Origin of the sequence: Intrasporangium calvum DSM 43043, assembly GCF_000184685.1 — a bacterium.
Lineage (GTDB): Bacteria > Actinomycetota > Actinomycetes > Actinomycetales > Dermatophilaceae > Intrasporangium > Intrasporangium calvum.
The window spans coordinates 3441278-3457920 of sequence record NC_014830.1; the positions used below are offsets into that span (position 1 = coordinate 3441278).

The window sequence follows — 16643 nt, forward strand, 5'->3', positions numbered from 1 at the left end:
CACCCTTTTCGGAAAGGACACTTCAGATGGCCAACCCACGCGTGCACACAAGCGTGATCTACACCAGCCCGCAGAGGGGCCGAGCACGACGCCGTGAACAACGCGCCCTGCGACGAGCGACCAAGGCGCTGGCAGCGCAGCGAGAGTCGCAGGAATCGACGGAGTCGCAAAAGCCATCCCGGGATCCGCGGCCCTCGATGCTGCCGGCTCTGGGAGAGAACCGACCCGAGGCACTTCGCCAGCTGCGGACCCTCAGCCTGCCCGCGCACCGCGCCACCTCCGACGTCCTCGCGGGCGCCTACCCCTTCCTGGCCGAGGCGGGCCTCGGCGAGGCCGGCGTCTTCATCGGCCAGGACGCCTGGTCCGGCGGGGGATTCTGCTTCGACCCGTGGGTGCTCTACCAGAACGGTGTTCTGACGAACCCGAACTGCCTGCTCGCCGGCGCCGTCGGAAAGGGCAAGTCCTGCCTCGCGAAGTCCATCGCCACCCGCTCCATCGCGCTCGGCAGACGTGTCTACGTGCCAGGAGACCCCAAGGGCGAATGGACCGCCGTCGCCAAGCAGGTCGGCGGCGCAACCATCGCCCTCGGCGCGGGTACCCGCAACCGCCTCAACCCCCTCGACCCTGGGCCGCGACCGGCCGGCGTCGCCGACGAGGAATGGCTCGCTACCGTCGCGATGCGGCGGCGCACGCTGCTCGGATCCCTCGCGGAGTCGGCGCTCGGCCGGCCCCTGTCCGCCGTCGAACACACCTCACTCGACACCGCACTCGGCACGGTGGTGTCGACCGACGACGTGCCCACGTTGCCGCGCGTCGTCGAACACCTCCTGTCTCCCGCTCCGAGCAGTGGCCACGAACCTGGCGGTGGGTCGGTCGCTGAGTTGACCCGAGACGGCCGCGAGCTCGCCCACGCCCTCCGTCGCCTCGTCGCAGGTGACCTCGCCGGGTTGTTCGACGGCCCCTCCACCGTCGGCTTCGACCCCGACCTGCCCATGGTCACCCTCGACCTGTCTCGCATCCATGGCTCCGACCAGCTCACCGCCATGGTCATGACCTGTGCCAGCGCCTGGATGGAAGCCGCGCTCACCGACCCCGACGCAGGGCAACGCTGGATCATCTACGACGAGGCCTGGCGCCTCATCCGGCAGCCGGCACTGCTGGCCCGGATGCAGGCCCAGTGGAAGCTCTCCCGCGGGTACGGCATAGCCAACCTGCTCGTCATCCACCGTCTCTCCGACCTCGACGCCGTCGGGGACGCCTCCTCCGGCGCCCGCGCCATCGCGCACGGCCTCCTCGCGGACTGCGCGACCAAGATCGTCTACCAACAAGAGCCAGGCGAGACACCGCACGCCACAAAGAGCCTCGGCTTGACCAGCACCGAGGCCGCTCAACTGCCCGACCTGCGCCAGGGCGAAGGACTGTGGCACGTCGGCCAAAGAGCCTTCATCATCCGCCACCTGGCGACCGACGCCGAGCTCGAGCTCTTCGACACCAACGCAAGAATGCGGACGAGGTCCCCTGGATCCGCGGCTCTTTGAGGCTGGTCGACTGGCGCCGGAATGGGGCACCTCGCGAATCGTCGCCGAGGGCTCCTCAGGCGTCGCCAAGGTCGCCCCTTGAGAGACGGCGCTTCTTGCCGACTTTGCGCAGAACCGACCAGGGTTCGCGCGCGGCGCGCCCGTTACGACGGTTCTTGTGCGGCTTACAGAGCTGGCAGCTCTTGTGCTGCCGATGTGGTGAGTGAGCCATGATGGCTCCGATCCGTGACCAACACCCGCCACGGAGGGCGGGGTGGCTCGGCTCGTCCGCTCATGAGGTCAGGGTATCGGCCGTTGACGACACGCTGCGAGGCTCGCGCAAGGTCCGCTTCCGACTGAGCCGCTGCGTCCGCAGGCGACGGAAGGAGGCACGTCCGGGGCGCGAGCGCGGCCATCTTCCTTGACGGTCGAACATGCGTTCGGGTACCGTTCCGGCAGGACAAGGTGGCTGCAAGCGTCCGGCCATTGAGCCTGCGAGTCCCGGACAAGAGAGCTCGCGGTCCTAGCCACTCACGATTCGGCCGAAAGGGTCGCCACCGTGCAGCGACTGAGGGGCCGGGCCTTAGTCGCCAAGTGGTCCACCAATGACGCGAATCTCGCTCATCGCAGCCACCATTGTTGGCTCCTTCGCTGTTGTCTTGCTGAAGGGCTCACCCTCTGACCTTGCGTACGTGCCCCCGATACTGACCTCGCTTGCATTGCTGCTCCCGGATAACTCGAGTAAGACCGAGGCCGGTGAGCCGGCTCGGCGCAAGCGGTCGAAGCGGCGGCCGAGGCGCTGACCCCCGGACGACGTCCCGAGACCCGCCGGGAACCCGCACCTCCAACCCCGACCTCGTGATGAGGCCCGGAATTCGCCCCATGCCGATCTGTTTCCGGCCAATGCTTCAGCACGAATGCCCGCCCACACGCGGGACGAAGCTCTAGATTCGATTCATGGATTCGACGGCAGTTGTCGCTGCGCTAGGACTCCTCACAACGCTCGCCGCCGCTGGCGTCACAGCCTATTTGCAGCGAAGCAGCCAGCGAGAATCCAGAGTATTCGAGGCGCGCGTAACTGGTTACGCAGCTCTCGCAGCCGCCTTGTACGAGTACGAGCGGGCAACATACAACCGCGTCAAGGCGCGCCTTGAACAGCGATCTGACACAGAGCGCGACACCTATCGCCAAGAAGCTTGGGCAAGCAACGCGAAGGCGCGTGCCGCGATCGGCGTCGTCGCGCTACTAAGCACAAGTCCGAACCTTCACGCGCAATTCGACGATGTTCGCAGCAGCATAGGCGACTTGAAGAGCGCCCCTAACGAGCAAGACCTCTCAAAGAGCCACGAATCCATACTCAGAGCGCTGGAGGCTGCGCTGTTCAAGGCCAGACAGGAACTCTTGCCAGCGCGCGGCCGGGGGCATCGTCGGTGATGGTCCCTGTGCCCAGGGAGCATTGGTGCCTACTAGACACTTCCGGTAGGACCGGCGTCCGGCCAGACTCGGTCCAGGCGTCCGGCGGGAAGCTCTCCACGCGGCTGCCCACCAGCGTGAACGGTGTGGCTCTACAGCGGTTTGCGTTCCCGCCGGGCACCGCCCGTGAGGCGTGGCTCCAGAGGGGTCTGCCCAGCTCTCAGTAGCACTGCCCGCCTCGCAATCCCTACAGGTCCATCACGAGGCGAGGTAGCGGCATGGCGAAGGTGTTCATCGGGGTCGATCCCCACAAGCTGTCGGCGACGATCGAGGTCGTCGACGACCACGAGACCGTGCTGGCCACGGGCCGGTTCGCGACAGATAGGGCCGGCTACGCGGCGATGCGCAAGCACGTCGCCGCGTACCGGGAGCGGGTCTGGGCGGTCGAGGGCAGCAACGGCGCGGGTCGGCCGTTGGCGCAGCGGCTGCTGGCCGACGGGGAGGACGTCGTGGACGTCCCGGCAAAGCTGTCGGCCCGGGCTCGGTTGTTCGACACAGGGCACAACCGCAAGACCGAAGCCCACGACGCGCACGCGGTCGCCGTCGTCGCGGTCCGCACCAGAGGGCTACGAGTCCTGACCTACGACGTCGAGTTGGAGGCGCTGCGGATGCTGGTGGCCCGCCGCGAGGAGCTGTCCCGGGTCCGGGTGCAGACGCTCAACCGGTTGCAGCGGCTGCTGTCCGAGCTGATCCCGGGCAAGCGCAAGAAGGACCTGACTGCCTTGCAGGCCAAGCGGATCCTTGCCTCGGTGCGTCCCAGGGACCTGGCGGGCAAGACCCGCAAGCGGCTCGCGGCCGAGCAGCTGACCGAGCTCGTCGGGATCGACACGAAGATCAAGGCCCTGAGCAAGGAGCTCAAGGCGATGGTCAAGGCCTCCGGCTCGCGCCTGATGGACCTGGCCGGCGTCGGGCCCATCGTCGCCGCACGGACCCTGGCCGACGTCGGCGACGTCGCCCGGTTCGCCGACCGGAACCGGTTCGCGTCCTGGACCGGCACCGCACCCATCGCCGCCTCCTCCGGCGAGATCGTCCGGCACCGGCTCTCCCGAGCCGGGAACCGGCGGATGAACCACATGATCCACATCGCCGCGACCACCCAGATCCGGCTGAACACCCCCGGCCGCGCGTACTACCTACGCAAGATCGCCGCCGGCAAGACCAAGGCCGAAGCGATGCGCTGCCTCAAGCGCAGGATCTCTGACGCCCTCTACCGGCAGCTGCTCGCCGACGCCCAAGCCGCCGCCCCAGCGGCAGCTGAGACGGGCCCGGGAGGGCACCGCGGGGCGTCACACAAATCCAGCGCGGCCGGCTCGCACCCGCACACCGGCACTTCGGATCAGCCACTTCCCGGACCCACACCGAAGACGCTACCCGCGCCGACCCCAGCGAGGAAGACCAACGCCAGTAGGGACCTCGAACCCGCCTCTTGACGACAGAGTCTTCCTTCGCCCCTGTCGGGGCGGCCCGTCCCGGGCTGAAAATGGGGGTCCGGTCGCCCGTCGACGTCGTTACCCCTTGGTCCTGTTGAGGCCGTGACAGAGTCGGGTGCCGGGAGCTGTGTTGTGGGCCCTTCCATGTTGCTTCGAGCACGAGGACTAGCTTCGCCGTTCCGCCTGCAGCTCCTACGGGCGGCCGCCTGTGTGGTTCGCATCGAAGGTGGTGGCTGTGGTGGACGTTGAGCATGACGATCAAGAGATCATCCAACGGGTCGCGGCGTTGGACATTGGCAAGGCCGAGTTGGTGTGTTGCGTGCGGCTGCCCGGCCCGGGCCGTCGCCGGCTGCAGGAGGTGCGCACCTTCTCCACGATGACCCGCTCGTTGCTGGTGATGTCGGACTGGCTGGCCGGGCTGGGAGTCACCCGGGTGGTGATGGAGGCCACCGGCGACTACTGGAAGCCGCCGTTCTACCTGCTGGAGGGCTCCTTCGAAACATGGCTGGTCAACGCCAAGGACGTCAAGCACCTGCCGGGTCGTCCCAAGACGGATCGGCTCGACGCGGTGTGGCTGTGCAAGGTCGCCGAACGGCAGATGCTGCGGCCCAGCTTCGTGCCACCGGAGCCGATCCGGATGCTGCGGGACCTGACCCGGTACCGGGTCGACCTGATCGGGGCACGGACCGCGGAGAAGCAGCGCGTCGAGAAGCTGTTGGAAGACGCCCAGATCAAGGTCTCGGTCGTCGCGTCGGACATCTTCGGGGTCTCCGGCCGGGCGATGATGACAGCGCTGATCGCCGGCGAACGCGACCCCGAGATCCTGGCCGAGATGGCCCGCGGCCGGATGCGGACGAAGACCACCCAGCTGCGCGAAGCGTTCATCGGCCGGTTCACCGAGCACCACGCGTTCCTGCTGACCAAGATGCTCGCCCGCATCGACCAGCTCGGCGCCGACATCGCCGAGGTGGAGGAGCGCACCAGCGCCCAGATCGCCCCTTTCGCCTCAGCGGTCGCCCGCCTCGATGAGATCCCCGGGATCGGCGTCACCGCAGCGCAGGCGATCATCGCCGAGATCGGACTGGACATGACCCGGTTCCCAACCCCCGCGCACCTGTCCTCCTGGGCCAAGTTCGCGCCCGGGATCAAGGAGTCCGCCGGCCGCAAGAAGGGCAACGGTGCCGCCGGGCACGGCAACCACTACCTGGCCCGAGCCCTGGGCGAGGCCGCCGTATCGGCCGGCCGCACCGACACCTTCCTCGGCGAACGCTACCGACGCATCGCCCGACGACGTGGCAAGCAGCGAGCCATGGTCGCAGTCGGCCGCTCCATCCTGGTCATCATCTGGCACCTCCTCGGCCAGCAGGACGCCGAGTTCCACGACCTCGGCCCCGACTACTACGACTCCCGCGTCAACCTCAACCGCAAGCTGCGCAACCACGTCCGCGAACTCCAAAACCTCGGCTACCGGGTCACGCTCGAACCCGTCGCCTGACCACGACCACCTCGGCCGCCCGACCCACTCCGCGCCAGCGGGGACTCACCCACGCGTGGTCACGTTCATTTTCGGACTAGGGGTGCCGCTGTGACGCAGTCGCCGAGTGGATGAGCGACGGAACCCATCGTTTCAATGGTTTCCGTCGGCGTCTCTCTGAGGATTTTGGCAACTGGTGTCAGAGGCTGACGCGGTCCTGGCGGCGTCTCGAGTGCTTCGGCACTTCAGCGATTAGCGCGCTTCGGTAATTGGGCTCGGAGGTCGGCGAGAGTCGGGCCAGTCAAGGAGCCGACATGCCACATCTCCCACCCGCCGTATCCCGTCGAGTTGGTAGCGCCGAGTGATACTCCCGCGGCGAGCGAAGGGGTGCTGTACCCGACGCCGTCGACGATGATCTGTCCGTCCGATCCGATGGCGCCCTGGCCCTGTCGCCCTCCCCGGATGCACCGCAGTTCTGTGCCTGCGTGTAACAGGCCCTCGGCCAGCAGATCGGCGACTGTGCCAGGGATCTGCGTTCGCGTGGCCGCCCACGGTGTCGGCTCGTCTTCATCTGCCCGGTACGTGTCGATACCAGCGAGACGCACTGCGGCGAGAACTGACGACAGCAGCGCGTCTAGCGACATCTGCACGTGAGGAGGGAGCGTCGCATCGCCGTCGGCCTTGCCCTTGATGACGGTGACACCCGGAATCACATCGAGTTCCGCGGAGAGCCGTCCCTCCACGTAGCCCACATCCGCGGATGTGAATCCATTGGTCGTGTCGCGTTTGACGATCACCGCGCGCACCCACTCGGGCACTTGAGCGTTCCTCACCTTGTGTTGCAGAATCCGGGTGCGGAGGTCGGTGGACCTGCCGACGTAGAGTCGGTGCAGAGTGTCGTCGATCAGCACATACACGCCTGGGACCGTCCACTCGGACTCTGGGAGCCGGCTGACGTCTCGCCGTGCGATATACGCAACTCGGATCGCGTGCTCGGTAAAGTCGGCAATGATGGGCGCGGCGCCGGACGCCGGGACTTGCACGTTGACGGCGACGATCGTATGCATGGTCCAATCCTGCCGAGTAGTCCGAGATATCGCCACTGCCTCGCGGTTGTCTGGGCGCCTTGACGGGACGAAATGACTCGCCGCGCGTGGCCCTCTAACGAGTGCTCGCCGATGACGAAAACCGAGGTCCAAGGCGCAGAACGCCGCGGAGGTACGGGTATGCCGTGTCTCGCAATGGGCCACGAGCCGGCTATGGGGTTGACATCCGCCGTCATATTCGTTGTCGCGCCGGCCGGTCGAGCTCGGTGTTAGAGGAGAACGAATCGCAGAGCCTTCCGGAGGATCCTGACGGTCCGCTGCGCGTGGGCCCGCTCCCCCTCGCAGGCATCCGCCTCGTCGTAGTCGTGGGCGGCCATAGCCTCGTCTCGAGCCTCCCGCCACGCGATCTCCTGCTCCTCGTTCCAGCGGATGAGCTCGACGAGGAGGTCCGAGTCGTACGCGCACAGCTTCGCCGCGTCCTTCGGGCGCACCGATCCCGGACGCTCCGCATCAAGCTGCAGCAGGCGCAACATCACTGGGTGGATCTCCTCCCGCGGCTCAGACTCGTCCCCTTCATCCGCGTCCGGTTCCTCCCCTCCTAGGAACGTGCGCCCGCTGACCCGCCGCGCCGCTAACCCGTCGTTGCTCGAGATGACCTCGCACATGCTGGCCACCAGAACGCGCAGGTGCTCACCCACGAAGGGCAGCGCCGGCAGCTCGACACTGGCAACGATCCGGTCGTCGTGCAGTGAGAACTTCACCCCCGAGATCTGTCGGTTGAGCACGTCGAGCTCTCGGACAGCGGCGTCCAGGTCGCGGATGGCCACGACCATCTCGGCGAACACCAGGATCACCGGGCTCTCGTCGTTGGTGCGCACGAACACCACGCAAGACCCCGCTCGGAACGGGATATCTCCGTCGGAGTCGCGGACCGGCACATGCCGGATCATCGGCGTGAGCGCCTCATCGACGAGCCGGTCCAGATCGTCCCGGTTCACCGGCTTGACGGCCAGCTCCGTCTCGTGCGCGGCTGTCGTGACCAACGGCGGGCGGGAACCCGTCTCCCACGTGAAGTCCTCACTCGTGAGGAACGCCGGGTGCACGAGCCTGAACGCCACACGCAGCGCGGACACTGCGACACTCGCGGCTTGGTCCACGTGACTGATCGGGTAGCTCGCGCCGTACGTCAGCCCGCCCCGGGAGCCCCGCGTCAGGCCAAGTCGCCGGAGGTGGCGCAGGCCAACCCTGGACACTCGGAAACTGGGCGGGAGAGCCCGGTTACTCGGCACTGCGACGACAAACGAGGCCGCCTCCCGACACACCTCAGCCCCGGGTACGGCGTCGTCGACCGCCTCCCCAGGGTTCAGCGCAACGCGCAGACTCTCCCCCTCGCTCAGCCCATCCAGCGCCTCCGCCAATACCTGCCGGAAGCTTCGCCAAGCACTGTCGATACTGGTCTCCAGATCCACCGTCATCGCCCTCTCCTCCTAGCCCACACTTGGACCTAGGTATGACCACTCCTGTGTCCTCAATCTGCCGACCCCTCAGGCACACCCGCTCAGATCGGGGTCCGCGAGCCCCTCGGACTGGACTGCTGCACGGAGCGGTACCAGACAACGACGTAGCTTCCCTTGCTCGATGGAGTGGTCAGGCCGCCGACGGGACGACAGCCCAGATGGCTAGAGCCACCACCCGGAAACCCATCTGGTTCTCGAATGCCCGAATTCGTTGCGATAGGCATTGGGAGTACACCGCGGTCTCAGACAAACCGTTCTTCCGGGACGCGCACCTGGTACACCATCGGTTCAGCGTGATCCACAACGGTTTCCGGGTCCAGCTCGTAGTACCCCGGCGCGTCTCCGAGGGCCGCCGTGACCACTACCAAGATCCAGTCGGGATCAGTTCGCGCCGTGTCGTATTCATGCCTTGTCAGGAGGAAGGCCACGCCCGTGCCGCTCGTCCCCTTGACCTCTATGTGTTGTTCCTTCGCACCCTTGCTGGCCACGAGGTCATAGCCGAGCTTCTCGTCGCTCACGTCGGTGACGAAGTAGTCCTCAAGTTCGTACCGTTCGGTCACAACGTCCATCGCAGCGATCTCGATCTCGCGGTTGTGAACCGGATCCCCGAAGAAGGCGCCGCGGACCTCGAGCTCGTCTTGGTCTCCGGCGGGGTCAAGAACCCCGAAGAGCTCATCGAGCTTCTGCGCATCCGGGCTCTTGATTTCCCGCCCCGAGCTGAAGACCTGATTCCAGTGGAAATCCGGCACGAGCAGTTCGAGTTGAGAAATAGTGATCATCTTCGAGAGGGGAAGGGCAACCCACCAGTCGATCTCGACGTAGTTGGTTTCACGGCCATCGCCGCTCCAATGCTCGCCAGTCTCCGGCGTGCTGAGGATTTCTCCCATCGCGACCAGCCCGCGCCCGTGAGCTCCCTGACGCAACATGTATGCCAAGTCGCCAGCTTCTATCCCGTTACGTCTGCGGGCAACGCTCCACGACGTCATGACACCCTCGCCGGCCAAGGTGGGTTCAACCATCTCGTCATCCCATGCCTCGGGGTTCCACTGTTCGTCGTTCGCGGGCCCGGGGTTCCAGGTCATCAGGATGCGACGCATTTCTCAACCTCCCAGTTGCTGTTCTCGTTCAAACTCATGTCGTCCTCCGTCTGAAGGTCCAGGCGGAGCGGCTGCGACGTGAGGTGCCAGCCTTTGCAGTGGCCGCACGGGTACGCTCGCTGCTCCCGCCGCCGTGTCGTGGCCCCCCGCAAGAGGGACCATTTCCGCGCATTCGCGGCTCGGTGCAGGGCTTCAATGGCCTGCCGGTGGTCTCTGAAGCGGACCTTGCGCGTTCTCTGGCATGTGACTAGTGCCGTTCGCCGCCGGGCTGCCGCCTTACGTCCCATTTGCCCTCTCCGCCCCTTACGCTGAACCGTCACTCTTTGCTTGTAATAAATATACGCCGTTCCGTGCGTGTGCACAACATCCTGCCCGTAAGTTTCCAGCCGCTATCATGGCCGCATGGACGTAAGTGAAGAGCACCACCTGCGTCGACGGTTCGGGCGAGAACTTCGCCGCCAGCGGGGCGAGCGTTCCCAGCAAGATCTCGCCCAGGCGATGAGTGTCAGTGCTAGTTACGTTGCGTTGGTGGAGACGGGCAGACGACGTGCCTCGGATGAGTTCCTGGAGTCTTTCGCCAGCGTGGTGGAAAGTGACGCCGAGGAACTGAAGAAGCAGCGTGACCTTGTCGACTCCCTAGGGAGGCTCCAAGGACTCTCCCCTTCGCTACAGGACGAGATCCTGTCGCTCGTCGGGCACAGGCTTCAACGGGCCCCGTCTGGGCAGAATCTTCGCGAATCGAGGAGCCGCCAAATGAGCCTGGGCCTTATGTCGAGTACGAATGCCATGGCCTTTGCCCGGGGCTGGGAGAAGCCGCGGCGTGGTCGAAAGCCGCGGCGGGAGAGCCTCCTCGAGGAACTGGTCGAGAAGGCCAGCTCCCTCAATGACAGGCAGTTGGAACGCGCCGTCGCCTACCTCGATGGACTAAGTGACTCGGCCCCCAAGCCTGGCGCCGGTCCGGCGGATCCTGCCCCCAAGAGGCCCCCAGCCCGGTGAGCGTATGTCCGTCGCGCAGCCTCAGAAGACCAATAGGCGGCATACGGGAACGCCGCCGTGGGCTCGCGAGTCGGCCACAAACCATCCGCATCGTTCGCACGTCCGCGACGTCCGCGACGTAGTGAACGCTCAGCCGCTACCCCAGGCGATTGACTGGGCAGAGAGATCACCGACGAGTGGTGACTGAACAGCAGTCGAGTGGAGCCCCCGGACCACCGGCCACCGCTGCCCCTTGGACGATCTGCGAGTCACCGGGCCTACGGCCGACGCCGTTATGCGGCGAAGTGCCGCACAGACTCCCCACGACCTGCCAGGGGTTCCGTGGGGGCACCTTTTTCCGCACCGGCCGCGGAGCACGCTGCCCAATCGCCTGCCGCCCCCGTCCCGTTCTCAACAGGACGCTGCTGCCCGCACCGTCCGGGTGATGCCGCTCGCCGAAGCTCCCCAGGGTTGCTCATCGAAATTCCTCACCCGCGGGGCGGTGTCAGCGTAGTGGTTGGCGGGTGCCGGTGGTTGCGGCGCGGAGGGCTTCGCCTCGGGCGTGGTGGGCTCTGAGGCGGTAGGAGTCGCCGTCGAGGTTGAGCACGACGGAGCGGTGCAGGAGCCGGTCGAGCAGGGCCGCGGCGACGGTGGTGTCGCCGAGGACCTCGCCCCAGGAGCCGACGCCTCTGTTGCTGGTCAGGATGATCGAGGTCTTCAGGTACCGCTGGGACACGACCTGGAACAGGGCGGAGGCGGCTTCGGCGGGCAGCGGGAGGTAGCCCAGTTCGTCGATGACCAGGCAGGTGGGTCCGGCGAAGAAGCGCATGGTGGTGGCCCAGCGGCCTTCGATCGCGGCGAGGTCGGCGGCGGTGGTGAAGTAGGTGCGGTAGCCGGCCTGCGCGGCGGCCCGCGCGAGGCCGACGGCGAGGTGGGTCTTGCCGACGCCGGGCGGGCCGATCAGCAGGATGTTGGTCGCGGACTCGAGGTAGCGGCCGGTGGCGAGCTCGTCGATGAGGTGGCGGTCGACGCCGGGGGCGGCGTCGTAGTCGAAGTCGGCGAGGGTGGCCGGGGTCGGTAGGGACGCGAACCGCAGCCGCCCGGCGAGGCGGCGGGCTTCGGTGGCGTCGACCTCGATCGCGAGGAGCCGTTCGAGGGCGGCGGTCAGGGACAAACCTTCGGTGTGCGCGGCGTCGAGGACGGCGGGTAGGTGCTCGGCGGCGTCGTGCAGCTTGAGGGTGGCCAAGTGGCCGCGCAGCTGCTGGTACAGGCTCGCCTGTCCCGGTGTGGACGGGCCATTGATTGGGGCGGATTCAATTGGCGTCATTGGTGGTTCGTCTCCTTGGGCGTGTCCTGTGTGGGGGCGGGGGTGAGGGTGTTGCGGCCGGCGGCTGCTGCCGCGTAGCGGGTCAGGTCGACGACCACGTCGACCTCACCGCTCGAGGACGTGTCGCCGGTGAGCTGGCGGCGGATGTTGTCGGCCTCGGCGCGGGCTGCGGGGCTGGGCGGCCGGCGCTGTTTGCGGCGGTGTGGCCCCGCCGTGGTGAATGCGGCGAGGGCGGCCTCGGTCAGCGCGGTCACGTGGCCCTCGTCGCGGATGCTCGCGCCGGCGCCGGCGGGCGCGAGTCGGTGCCGGGCGATGACGGTCGGGACCGCCGCGCCGCGGCCGGGCGCGGGCAGGGTGGCGATGTCCAGGTGGGTGGCGCCGAGCCGGACGCTCACGGTGACGGTGTGCCCGTGCAGCTCGGGCGGGACGGAGTAGCGGTTCCCGGCGTAGGCGACCAGCGCCTGGGCGGACACCACCCGGGTGACGGTGAGGATGGCCGGGAACGGTGCCGGGACGGGTCGCAGCGGCTCGAGCTCGGCCAAGGCCTGGACCGTGGCGCGCCCGTCGGCGGTGGCCCGTAGCCGGATGTCGCCGCGGGTGGCGCACCACCTTTCGAGGCGCCGCTGCGCCTCCTCGACGGTCACGTCGTCGGGCAGCGTCCGCCAGAACCGTTGCGCGGCAATGTGGTTGGCCTTCTCGACGACACCCTTGCGGTTGCCTCGCCGGGGCGGGCACGGCTTGACCGTCACCCCATAGTGCTTCGCGACGGCCGCGAACGAGGCGGACACCTTCCCGCTCGTCGGGGACACCACCGTGGACATCCGGTCGAAGCGCCAGTCCCGGGTCAGGCCGCCGAGGGCGCGGGTGACCCGGTCCAGCCCATCGACCAGGAACGGCGCCTCCTCGGACTCGCACAACACGCCCCGCCACCTGCCGGAGTGGGACAGCGCGCCGACGAGCAGGTGCGCGGTCTTGCCCCACCCCCACGCCGCGGGCGGGTCGGGCAGCTCGACCCAGTCCCACTGGGTCTCCTCACCCGGCGGGTGCTCGATCACCGCCACGGCCCGGTCCTTCGCGGGCCGGCACGGCTCGCACGCCGGGCGCAGGCCCCGGTCCCGCAGCTGGCGGGTCAGGGTCGGGTACGAGCGTTCGTAGCCGAGCTCGAGCAGCTCGTCGAACAACGTCGCGGCCCACAGGTGCGGGTCGTCCGTCAGGCGCTGGGCACAGTACGCCTCGAACCTCTCGAACGGGTCCGAGCCCGCGCTCTCCCGAACGCCGGGCTCGCGGCCGGACAGGTATGCCCGGATCGTCTTGCGGTCCCGGCCCAGGTGCCGAGCGATCGCCGAGATCGTCCAGCCCCGCTTCCGCAGTGCATGTACGTCGATGTCTTCCTCCCGTGTGAGCATGAGCAGTGGGGCTCCTTCGGCTCGGCTGGTGCGTGGTCAGAGACCACCAGCGTCGAAGGAGCCCCACCCGGCTCGGTGGAGCCACACGGGTGGGGAATTTCAGTGAGCAGGTCTGGGGACTTTCAGATGAGCGCCATCACGGGCGACGAAAGATGCAGATTTACAAATGTTTACAGATGACGTACAGTTGGTGGATGGAGCAAACCACTCGGCAGGCGCTCAGTGCCATCGCCACCTCGAGCCGTACCCTCGCTGATGCCCTCGACAGGCTGCTGCTCGACGAGGAGACGTCGACCGCTTCCCGACCGCAGTCAGGCGGTGCGATGTCACCCGCGAGAAAGGGCCAGGCCGGGCAGGGCCCTCTCTGGGACCCGGAGGTGGACGCACCGCTCATCACGCCCAAGGTGGTCGGCACGCGCGAGGAGCAGGACTGGTGCTGCCTCACCTACTTGGGCGGCATCTACGCCATCAACAAGCGATACAACCGTGGTGCCAACAAGCACGAAGTGCGTGAGTACGCGATGAAGGCCGGCTACCGCGACGGCAGGGCGGTGACCGCGTGGTCGAAGGGGAACGGCGCGACTCAGAACGACGAGGACAAACAGCGCTGGGTGACCGACGCCGGCGTGAACTACTGGGTGAAGGGTCTTGCAGAGAAGCATGGCCTGGCCCTTCCCGCAGATCTAGCGGAACCCTGGGACGCTCCCGACTTCAGCCCAGACGCATAAATGGCATCCCTTCGGAGTTGACCCGAGCGCACTCAAAGCTGGCGACCGTTGACCGGCGACGCGGCGTCGGCCGTCCTTGGCAGCGGTGGACCAAGCATCAATGTGGGCGATGTGACGCTGCTCGAGTGGGAGCGCAGCATCGCCGAGTCGACGGTCGCTGGGGCAATCAAGGGTGCTCAGCCAGGCCGATCCACGGATCGAGGGCCGCTGGCTTCAACTGAGTCGTCGGGGAGTGACCCCGCACGTCCGTAATCGGGTCATGTCAGCCACAACAAGCCTGAACACCAAGACCAGTGACGTTGTGTTCGCGACGGTGGTTCTCTCCTCAGCAGGAATCTGGATCACACTGTGGGCGGCGGCGTGCTCCTCGGCCGCTCTGTCCGGAGGGAGCCCACCACCGTTCTCGGCAGCGGCTCCGTTGAAGGCACTCACCGCACCGGGCAACCCAAGCGGGGCCTGGGGCTCGTCCGTCGGCCCGCCTGCCCTGTACTGGTCCTTGGTCGCAGCGATTGCGGCCGTCGTGGTCGCCATCGTGGTGGCGGTTGCCCGATTCGGGAAGACCAACCCGGCCAAGGTCCCGGTGGATCGGCCGGGCATCGCCCGCCGGAGTGAGGTGTCCCGAAGCGCCGGCGCCAAGAGGCTCCTTCGCCGAGCCGGACAGCTCCGCGCCTCCCTTTCCCAGCCGTCCGTCGGCGACCTCGGATTCCGCCTCGGGAGCAGCCGAGGCGTCGACTGCTTTGCCACCGTGGAGGACTCGATCCTCGTTCTCGGTCCGCCGCGCTCCGGCAAGGGACTGCACCTGGTCATCCCAGCGATCCTGGACGCGCCCGGACCCGTAGTCACGACGAGCACCCGCCCAGACAACCTCACCACCACCCTGACCGCCCGCCGGGAACGCGGACCGGTCGCGGTGTTCGACCCGCAACGCCTCGCCCCGGGCGTCCCCTCCTCGGCCCGCTGGTCCCCCATCCGCGGCTGCCAGGACCCGCACACCGCGATGGTCCGCGCGAAGGCACTGACCACCGGCGCAGCCCACGGCACCACCGATGCCACGTTCTGGCAGGCCTCTGCGGAGCAGGCGGTGCGGGCTCTGCTGCACGCCGCGGCGCTCGCCGATGCCACCCCGACAGAGCTCTACGGCTGGTCCCTCTCGGCCACGAAGTCCCGCGATGCCGTCGACGTCCTGCGCACCGACCCGGCCGCCGCGCCCGGTTGGTATCAGGCTCTCGACGCCTTGACCACCGCCGACCCCCGCCAACGCGACGCCGTCTGGGCGATGGTCGCCATCGCCTTCTCCTCGCTCGCCGACCCCAAGGTCCTCGACGCCGTCTCCCCCGGACCCGACGAACACCTCGACCCGGCCCACTTCCTCACCAACGACGGCACCATCTACCTGCTCGGCACCTCCACCGGCGCGGCCGCCACCGCCGGCCTGGTCGGCGCGTTCCTCGAGGACATCCTCGAGACCGCCCGTCGGCTCGCCGCGACCCGCCCCGGCGCCCGGCTGGACCCACCCCTGTCGGTGATCCTCGACGAAGCCGCCAACTACCCCCTCCCTTCCCTGCCGTCGCTGATGTCCGACGGCGGCGGCTCGGGAATCACCACGACCGTCGTGCTCCAGTCGATGGCGCAAGCCCGTGCCGTGTGGAGCGAGCACGCCGCCGCAGCGATCTGGGACGCCGCGATCGACAAAGTGGTCCTCGGCGGCGGCAGCACAGCCCGCGACCTCGACGAGCTGTCCCGGCTCATCGGCACCACCCGCCAGCCCGTCCAGTCCCACTCGGTGGGCCACGACGGACACCGCACCACCTCCCACTCCACCATCGAGGCACCGATCCTCGACCCGGCCGCGCTGCGTACCCTCCCGTTCGGCACCGCCATCCTGCTGCTGCGCGAAGCCCCACCCATCGCCCTGACCCTGCGCCCGTGGACCTCCCGCAACGACGCCAGAGCCCTCCGCGACGCCCGCGCCGCGATGGAGGAGGCGATCCGTCGTGCGCATCACTAGGACCGCCTTCCGTCCCCACCCCATGACGTATGCCGCTGAGCTTGCTCCCAGCTCACGGCGCGGTTCCGTGCGCGCCGGCTCACAGCTCACGCCAGGCTCCGAGGTCGCGGGATGACGGCCGGACGGCCTGCGCGACCGGAGGACGATCCGGCATTCGGCCGGGACTTCGGCCAGCTCCGAGGGCCACTGCACTGGCCCTCCTTGACCAGTGCCGAAGCAGACCAAGCGCTCTCATCCCTTCGTGAGTGGGTCGAGCAGCTCGCCGCCCGATTCGCCCTCGACACGCGGGTCATCCCGCCGTGCTGGGACCGGCACCCCTCCGTAGTCGAGACCCTGTCCGCGTTACGCGACCACGAACGCGGCTCCTACGCCGACAGCGCCTCCCCCACCGCCGGGATCGACTTCGTGCGCGCGCTGCACGACACCCGGCACATCCTCACCGAGCTCGTCTCCCGCACCGGCTGCACACCGCACGAACACCGCGATGACCGCCGGCCGCTGTGGCACACGAGATCGGCAAGCCCGGCCTCCTCCAGGAGGGACTGAGCCGGAGCGCTCGGCGCCGACGGCCGATGGTCGCCCCGGATCGTCGTGTCCCTGGCATGACGCGCGAGACCGTCTCACGCACGAGAGGCACCCATGTCA

13 protein-coding genes are annotated in these 16643 nt (G+C 67.9%); 8 read left to right on the top strand and 5 right to left on the bottom strand.

Going from position 1 to position 16643, the window contains the following annotated elements; all coding sequences use genetic code 11:
* Nucleotides 1-26: 26 nt before the first annotated feature.
* The 4 genes from INTCA_RS15715 (at nucleotide 27) to INTCA_RS15725 (ending at nucleotide 5915) form a co-directional block, all read left to right on the top strand.
* Nucleotides 27-1538, top strand: a complete 1512-nt coding sequence (locus INTCA_RS15715; RefSeq protein WP_013493908.1) for a TraC family protein — start codon at nucleotides 27-29, stop codon at nucleotides 1536-1538.
* A 936-nt stretch (nucleotides 1539-2474) separates the two neighbouring features.
* Nucleotides 2475-2951, top strand: a complete 477-nt coding sequence (locus INTCA_RS19665; protein WP_148236639.1) for a hypothetical protein — start codon at nucleotides 2475-2477, stop codon at nucleotides 2949-2951.
* 257 nt (nucleotides 2952-3208) lie between these two features.
* The gene (locus INTCA_RS15720; protein ID WP_013493909.1) at nucleotides 3209-4420 is read left to right on the top strand and encodes an IS110 family RNA-guided transposase; all 1212 of its coding nucleotides are present in this window, start codon (nucleotides 3209-3211) and stop codon (nucleotides 4418-4420) included.
* Between the two features lie 238 nt (nucleotides 4421-4658).
* Nucleotides 4659-5915, top strand: a complete 1257-nt coding sequence (locus tag INTCA_RS15725; protein WP_013493910.1) for an IS110 family RNA-guided transposase — start codon at nucleotides 4659-4661, stop codon at nucleotides 5913-5915.
* 224 nt (nucleotides 5916-6139) lie between these two features.
* Here INTCA_RS15725 and INTCA_RS15730 read toward each other — a convergent pair whose 3' ends face one another.
* The 3 genes from INTCA_RS15730 to INTCA_RS15740 form a co-directional block, all read right to left on the bottom strand.
* A complete protein-coding gene (locus tag INTCA_RS15730) occupies nucleotides 6140-6961 on the bottom strand; it encodes a restriction system modified-DNA reader domain-containing protein (RefSeq protein WP_013493911.1) in 822 nt (273 codons plus the stop codon).
* A 248-nt stretch (nucleotides 6962-7209) separates the two neighbouring features.
* Entirely contained in the window at nucleotides 7210-8415 is a 1206-nt protein-coding gene (locus INTCA_RS15735) for a T3SS (YopN, CesT) and YbjN peptide-binding chaperone 1 (RefSeq protein ID WP_013493912.1), read from the bottom strand.
* Nucleotides 8416-8699: 284 nt separating this feature from the next.
* Nucleotides 8700-9554, bottom strand: a complete 855-nt coding sequence (locus INTCA_RS15740) for a protein NO VEIN domain-containing protein (RefSeq protein ID WP_013493913.1) — start codon at nucleotides 9552-9554, stop codon at nucleotides 8700-8702.
* A 402-nt stretch (nucleotides 9555-9956) separates the two neighbouring features.
* Between INTCA_RS15740 and INTCA_RS20685 the strand changes: the two genes are divergently transcribed.
* Nucleotides 9957-10550, top strand: a complete 594-nt coding sequence (locus INTCA_RS20685) for a helix-turn-helix domain-containing protein (protein WP_083807925.1) — start codon at nucleotides 9957-9959, stop codon at nucleotides 10548-10550.
* Between the two features lie 484 nt (nucleotides 10551-11034).
* Here the strand turns inward: INTCA_RS20685 and istB are convergent, their stop codons facing one another.
* Complete coding sequence (gene istB / locus INTCA_RS15750; RefSeq protein ID WP_013493916.1) at nucleotides 11035-11856, bottom strand: IS21-like element helper ATPase IstB; 822 nt, start codon at nucleotides 11854-11856, stop codon at nucleotides 11035-11037.
* The gene (gene istA, locus INTCA_RS15755) at nucleotides 11853-13262 is read right to left on the bottom strand and encodes an IS21 family transposase (RefSeq protein WP_013493917.1); all 1410 of its coding nucleotides are present in this window, start codon (nucleotides 13260-13262) and stop codon (nucleotides 11853-11855) included. The genes istB and istA overlap by 4 nt, the downstream gene beginning before the upstream one ends.
* Before the next feature lie 194 nt (nucleotides 13263-13456).
* On the opposite strand from istA, the gene INTCA_RS15760 reads away from it, so the two are divergent.
* The 3 genes from INTCA_RS15760 (at nucleotide 13457) to INTCA_RS15770 (ending at nucleotide 16544) form a co-directional block, all read left to right on the top strand.
* Nucleotides 13457-13990, top strand: a complete 534-nt coding sequence (locus tag INTCA_RS15760; RefSeq protein WP_148236641.1) for a hypothetical protein — start codon at nucleotides 13457-13459, stop codon at nucleotides 13988-13990.
* A 496-nt stretch (nucleotides 13991-14486) separates the two neighbouring features.
* The gene (locus INTCA_RS15765; RefSeq protein ID WP_244859843.1) at nucleotides 14487-15998 is read left to right on the top strand and encodes a type IV secretory system conjugative DNA transfer family protein; all 1512 of its coding nucleotides are present in this window, start codon (nucleotides 14487-14489) and stop codon (nucleotides 15996-15998) included.
* 201 nt (nucleotides 15999-16199) lie between these two features.
* Entirely contained in the window at nucleotides 16200-16544 is a 345-nt protein-coding gene (locus tag INTCA_RS15770) for a hypothetical protein (protein WP_244859844.1), read from the top strand.
* Nucleotides 16545-16643: the final 99 nt, after the last annotated feature.

What these genes read in the sequence shown, in the direction of transcription:
- istA (WP_013493917.1), bottom strand. Translation starts at nt 13,262, where the DNA reads ATGCTCACACGGGAGGAAGACATCGACGTACATGCACTGCGGAAGCGG.
- istB (WP_013493916.1), bottom strand. Translation starts at nt 11,856, where the DNA reads ATGACGCCAATTGAATCCGCCCCAATCAATGGCCCGTCCACACCGGGA.
- INTCA_RS19665 (WP_148236639.1), top strand. Translation starts at nt 2,475, where the DNA reads ATGGATTCGACGGCAGTTGTCGCTGCGCTAGGACTCCTCACAACGCTC.
- INTCA_RS15760 (WP_148236641.1), top strand. Translation starts at nt 13,457, where the DNA reads ATGGAGCAAACCACTCGGCAGGCGCTCAGTGCCATCGCCACCTCGAGC.
- INTCA_RS15715 (WP_013493908.1), top strand. Translation starts at nt 27, where the DNA reads ATGGCCAACCCACGCGTGCACACAAGCGTGATCTACACCAGCCCGCAG.
- INTCA_RS15740 (WP_013493913.1), bottom strand. Translation starts at nt 9,554, where the DNA reads ATGCGTCGCATCCTGATGACCTGGAACCCCGGGCCCGCGAACGACGAA.
- INTCA_RS15735 (WP_013493912.1), bottom strand. Translation starts at nt 8,415, where the DNA reads ATGACGGTGGATCTGGAGACCAGTATCGACAGTGCTTGGCGAAGCTTC.
- INTCA_RS20685 (WP_083807925.1), top strand. Translation starts at nt 9,957, where the DNA reads ATGGACGTAAGTGAAGAGCACCACCTGCGTCGACGGTTCGGGCGAGAA.
- INTCA_RS15730 (WP_013493911.1), bottom strand. Translation starts at nt 6,961, where the DNA reads ATGCATACGATCGTCGCCGTCAACGTGCAAGTCCCGGCGTCCGGCGCC.
- INTCA_RS15720 (WP_013493909.1), top strand. Translation starts at nt 3,209, where the DNA reads ATGGCGAAGGTGTTCATCGGGGTCGATCCCCACAAGCTGTCGGCGACG.